Origin of the sequence: Micromonospora phytophila (assembly GCF_023656545.1) — a bacterium.
GTDB classification, from domain to species: domain Bacteria; phylum Actinomycetota; class Actinomycetes; order Mycobacteriales; family Micromonosporaceae; genus Micromonospora; species Micromonospora phytophila.
Map to the genome: position 1 here is coordinate 1 of NZ_JAMOKF010000356.1, position 5,172 is coordinate 5,172.

The window sequence follows — 5,172 nt, forward strand, 5'->3', positions numbered from 1 at the left end:
CTGGACATGACCACCGAGCTGCCGCGGGTGCACCGACCCGGTGCGGAGAACCCGGGCGCTTCGGCCGCCAGGCCGAACTCCGCACCGGCGGCTCCGCCGGCGCAGACCCGGCCGACGACCCCGCAGCAGGCCCAGAACCGGCAGCGGTACGCGGACGAGACGATGGAGCTGCCGATCTTCCGGGAGCTGGAGTCGGCGTGGTTCCGTACCCGCCGGCCGGGCCCGGAGGAGGCGGCGGGCGCCGCGAAGCCGGCCGCGAACGCCGCCAAGCCGGCGGCCAACGCCGCGAAGCCGGCCGCCAGCGGTGCGCCGACCCAGCAGTTCGCCCGGGTCGACGCCGGCGGTCGGGCGGCCCAGCAGACACCACCCGGGACGACAGGTAACGCACCGATGGCAGAGACTCCGACGGCCGGAGGGGCGCCCCGCGACAACGGGTCGTCGGCGAACGGAGGCACCCGCCCCGGTGTCGCCGACAGCCTCGGTCACCGCCGGTCCCCCCAGCAGCCGCAGCAGGGCCCCGGGTGGCAGACCGCCGCCGACGACGGCTGGCGCGCCGCCACCGCGGCGAGCGAGGTGCCGGTGGCGGCGACCACCCCGACGGGACTGCCGAAGCGCACCCCGATGGCGCAGCTGGTGCCGGGCGCGGTGGAGAAGCCCACCACCTCGGTGCAACGGCGTACGCCGGAGGCCGTCCGCGGTCTGCTCTCCGCCTACCACCGCGGTGTCCAGCGAGGGCGTACCCACCCCTCGGACGGCAATTCGACCAGCCCGGAGGCGACTCCGGGAGGGCAGCAATCCTCGCAGTCTGGCTCAGGCCCGGTGGCCGGGAGCGGGCAGAAGGAGCAAGAAGGATGACAACTACGCAGGATCTCGGTTGGCTGCTCGCCAACTTCGCCGACCGGGTGCCCGGTGTCGCGCACGCGGTCGCCGTCTCCGCGGACGGTCTGCTCCTCGCGTCGTCTCGGGATCTCCCGCGTGACCGGGCCGACCAGCTGGCCGCGATCGCGTCCGGCCTGGTCAGCCTCACCCAGGGTGCGGCCCGCTGCTTCGAGGGAGGCGCGGTGCTGCAGACGGTGGTGGAGATGGACAACGGCTTCCTGTTCCTGATGTCCATCTCGGACGGTTCCTCGTTCGCCGTGCTCGCCGCCCGCAGCTCGGACGTCGGGCAGGTCGGCTACGAGATGGCGCTGCTCGTCGACCGGGTGGGCGACGCGCTGACCCCGCAGCCGCGCGCGGCCGCGGGAATGCTGGGCTGACGCCCTGCTGACCGTGAGGTCGGCGGCGCAACAAAAACGACAACGACGACGAGCTTCACCAGGTGGAGCCGGTACCGGGTACGAAGGAGGTGAGCGGCGACATGGCTGATCGTGACGAACCGACCGGAGCGTTGGTCCGTCCATACGCCGTGACCCGTGGTCGTACCCGCCCCCGGTTGGACATCGCGCTGGAGGCGCTCGTCGAGACGACGGTGCGCGGTCGGGCCGCCGCTGCCAATGGCATCGGTGGTCAGGGCCGTGAGCACCAGTACATCGCCGCGCTGTGTGACGGACGCGTGCAGTCGCTTGCCGAGATCGCGGCACGGATGCAGCTCCCGCTCGGTGTGGCCCGGGTGCTCATCGCCGACATGGCGACGGACGGCCTGGTCGCGGTCCACGAGCCGACCATCCTGGACGACTCGGACGACGCGGTGGGCACTGAACTGCTGGAGAGGGTGCTGAGTGGACTTCGCAGGCTCTGACATGTCGCACCGCCCGCCGACCCCGAGTGGGCGCGTGACGTCGGCGAAGATCGTTATCGCCGGTGGATTCGGCGTCGGCAAGACGACGCTGGTCGGCTCGGTCTCGGAGATCACGCCGCTGACGACCGAGGCCATCATGACCTCCGCCGGCGTGGGCGTCGACGACACCCGGCAGGTGCCGGGCAAGACGACGACCACGGTGGCGATGGACTTCGGCCGCATCTCGATCGACCGGGACCTGATTCTGTACCTGTTCGGTACACCGGGTCAGACCCGGTTCTGGTTCATGTGGGACGAGTTGGTGCGCGGTGCCATCGGCGCGGTCGTGCTGGTCGACACCCGCCGACTGGCCGACTGCTTCGCGGCGATCGACTTCTTCGAGCACCGGCGGCTGCCGTACCTGGTGGCCATCAACTGCTTCGACGGGATGCAGTACCACGACCCGCAGGACGTCCGGGACGCGCTCGCGATCTCCGGTGACGTGCCGGTCGTGGCCTGCGACGCCCGCAACCGGGAGTCGACGAAGCACGTGCTGATCTCGCTGGTCGAGTACGTGCTCACCATGCGCCGCTCGCGCGCCGTCGCGCCGGCCTGATCGATCCGACCCGCGTCCGGTGGGGGCTTCGGCCCCCACCGGACGCTCGTCGCTGCCCGCGTCACGACGGGCGCCCCGCCCACCCTGCCGTGCGCCGGGGGCGGCAGCGGTCAGGAGAACCGTGTCCAGGCGCCGTGGTTGACCGTGTAGACACCCAGCGAGTCGCGCTCCATGCCCCCGTGCCGCATGGGCGTGAACGAGTACGCCCCGGCCATCCCGTCGGTGAACTGGTTCTGCAGGAACGCCCGCATCCGTCCACGGTCGACGCTGGTGGAGAGCCGGGCGGCTTCCGCGATCATCCGCAGGGCGTCGGAGGCGTACGGGGCGAAGCCGGTGTACACGCCGTGCCGCCGGATGTAGCTGTAGACGAATTCGTCGTGGGCCTGCGCCGACATGCTGGTGCTGGAGAGCCTCGTGCCGCCCAGCGACACCGGATGGACCACGTACACGCCTTCGACCGCGGTCGCGTTGTCGCCTTCCAGGGTCTCCTCGGCCACCGCCGCGGCGTCCAGGAACACCGGGCCGTCGTACCCCGCCCCGCGCAGCGCCGTGACCGCGGCGGCGGAATCCGGGGCGGTCGCCCACACCACGACGCCGTCGGGTCGGGCGTCCACCGCCCGCTGGGCGGCCGGGCCGAAGTCCTTGCCGGTGCGGGGCAGCCGGACGGTGCGCCGCAGTCCGATCTCGACGGTGCGCAGGGCGCCCGTCGCCGCCCGTACGCCCGAGTCGCCGTGCAGCCCGTCCGCGGCCACCAGCACGATGCGACGCAGCCGCTGCGTGGCGATCAGCCGGGCCAGCCGCCGGGCCATGTCCCCGGCGTCCGGGGTCAGCTTGAAGACGTACGTCCGTTGCGCCAGCGGCACCACGAGGCCGTCGCCGAAGGCGAGTGAGAGGAACGGCAGCTGTTCCTGCTGCGCCACTGCGACCATGGCCATCGAGGTCTCGGCCAGGGTGCCGCCCACCAGGGCGTGCACGCCGTCGCGCCGGACCAGCTCGGTGGCCTGCCTTGCGGCGAGCCCGGGATCGCCGGCGTTGTCCCGCACCTCGATCCTGAGGGTTCGGCGCAGGTTGCCGACCGGCAGCCCGTCGGCGTTGAGCGACTCGGCGGTGATCGCCAACGCCCGCTCCTGGAGCACGCCGAGCGGGCCGCCCGGACCGGTCAGCTCCAGGCTCGCCCCGACGACCAGTTCCTGGCCGCCCGGGGCGACATCGCTGGCCGGGTCGGCGTCGCCCGCCCCGCCGCGCCCGCAGGCGCTGAGCAGCAGCGTGCCGGCCGTCGCGGCCAGCAGGCCACGACGGGTCAGCGCGGAGGGTCCGGTTGCCGGTGTCGCCATGAGTCGCCTTCCCACCCCGGCGTCCCGTGCCGCCGGCTGTTCCGCCGGTATGCTGCCGGCCGCCGCGACCCGGCGTCAATTTCTCCGGGTGTGGGCAGGAACACGCAGGTGGAAGGCGGTTTTCCGACGGTCAGGAGCGGTAGCCGGCGGAGCGGTACTCGTATTCCCGGTCGTCGTCGCGGTCACCGGTGTCGCGGCTGAAGTCCCAGCCACCGGCCGCTTCCCGACCCGGGCGACCGCCGACCGCGAACCCGCCGATCTCCTGCCCGCGACGCCAGCCGCGGAAGTAGCCGGTGGTGTTCTCGGCGAGGCTGGCCGCGTCCCGGACGATCCGCAGTGGACGTTCCTCGCGCAGCGGGGACCCGGGGACGAGATTCGCCTGCGGGACCCGCTTGGGCAGCCCGGCCGAGGTCTCGTCGCCGACCGCGGGGCGGGCGGCCTGCTCGGCCGCCTGCCAGCCGGTGTCGGCCGTGGTGGACCAGTCCATGTCGTCGCTCTCGTCGGCGTGCCCGACGAACCAGGCGGACTTGGCCTGGGCGAAGATCAGCAGGTCGCCGTCGCCCTCGTCGGAGACCGGCGGTGGCCGGTGCTCGACGGGGGGTGCGGGCCGGCGCTCCAGCGGGGGTGTGGGCCGGCGCTCCAGTGGAGGTGCGGCCCGGTGCTCCAGGGAAGGTGCGGCCCGGTGCTCCAGAGGAGGCGTGGGCCGGTGCTCCAGGGGGGGCGTGGGCCGGTGCTCCAGAGGAGGCGTGGGCCGGTGCTCGGCGACCGGGCGTTCGGCGCGGGGGGTGGGCCGACCGTTGCGGGCGGCCTCCTCCCGGTCGACCAGTCGCAGCGGTGGCGTCTCCAGGTGCGGGTCGGTCGGCGGGTTCAACCCGTCGCGCAGCGCGCGGTCGGCCAGCGGCGGCGGCTCGACCAGGCGCAGCATCGGCGGCTCCTGGGGCAGGTCGTCGGCCAACCAGGGCGGGGTGACCCGGCGCGCGGTGCCCGGGTCGGTCGGCGCGTCGATGCCGCGCGCGTCCCGCTCCCGGTAGGAGCTCACCACCGGGTTCTTGGCGGAGCTGTCGGACGGGTCCTCCGGGTTGTTGACCAGCGGCCAGTTGGCCCGGGAACCGGGGGGTGCCGACTCCTGGTCGGGCCGGGGCGTGGGAACCGGCACGCTGAGGTCGGTGACGCTGAAGCCGCCGGTGGGCGTCGGTGCCCCGCCGTTGGTCTTGGGGCGGGGCGGGATCACCGTGCGCTGCCGTTCGGCGCGGGCGTGTTGGATCGCCGCGGTGGTGAGGGTGGGCCGGAAGGGCTCGCCCGCCTCGGCAGGTGGCACCGTGCCGCGCTGCGACGGGGCGATGGGGGTGATGCCGGGCGGCGGAGGCGGCGGCGCGGAGACCGGGCGGTTGGTGGGGCCGTCGATCCGGCTCGGCGCCTGCTCGGCGCGGGACGGAGGCGCGGAGACCGGCGGACCGGCCACGGCGGCGGGGGTGAGCGGCGCCGGCGCGACCGGCGGCGGCGTG

At 74.0% G+C, this 5,172-nt stretch carries 4 protein-coding genes and 2 pseudogenes; 4 read left to right on the forward strand and 2 right to left on the reverse strand.

From position 1 onward, the window contains the following. The 4 genes and pseudogenes from NCC78_RS27185 to NCC78_RS27200 form a co-directional block, all read left to right on the forward strand. Window positions 1–855, forward strand: a pseudogene (locus NCC78_RS27185) (ATPase); the annotation flags it as partial. Continuing rightward, window positions 852–1,256 carry a roadblock/LC7 domain-containing protein gene (locus NCC78_RS27190; protein WP_007455462.1) on the forward strand — a complete coding sequence of 135 codons (405 nt, stop codon included), beginning with the start codon at window positions 852–854 and terminating at the stop codon, window positions 1,254–1,256. The pseudogene NCC78_RS27185 and the gene NCC78_RS27190, both read left to right, overlap by 4 nt. A gap of 101 nt (window positions 1,257–1,357) precedes the next feature. Further along, entirely contained in the window at window positions 1,358–1,738 is a 381-nt protein-coding gene (locus NCC78_RS27195) for a DUF742 domain-containing protein (protein ID WP_250798031.1), read from the forward strand. Window position 1,739: 1 nt separating this feature from the next. After that, window positions 1,740–2,333 carry a GTP-binding protein gene (locus tag NCC78_RS27200; protein ID WP_089002065.1) on the forward strand — a complete coding sequence of 198 codons (594 nt, stop codon included), beginning with the start codon at window positions 1,740–1,742 and terminating at the stop codon, window positions 2,331–2,333. 110 nt (window positions 2,334–2,443) lie between these two features. On the opposite strand, the gene NCC78_RS27205 is transcribed toward NCC78_RS27200, so the two are convergent. Both NCC78_RS27205 and NCC78_RS27210 read right to left on the reverse strand, forming a co-directional pair. Then, entirely contained in the window at window positions 2,444–3,667 is a 1,224-nt protein-coding gene (locus NCC78_RS27205) for an ABC transporter substrate-binding protein (protein ID WP_250798032.1), read from the reverse strand. A 130-nt stretch (window positions 3,668–3,797) separates the two neighbouring features. Then, a pseudogene (locus NCC78_RS27210) lies at window positions 3,798–5,172 on the reverse strand (transposase); the annotation flags it as partial.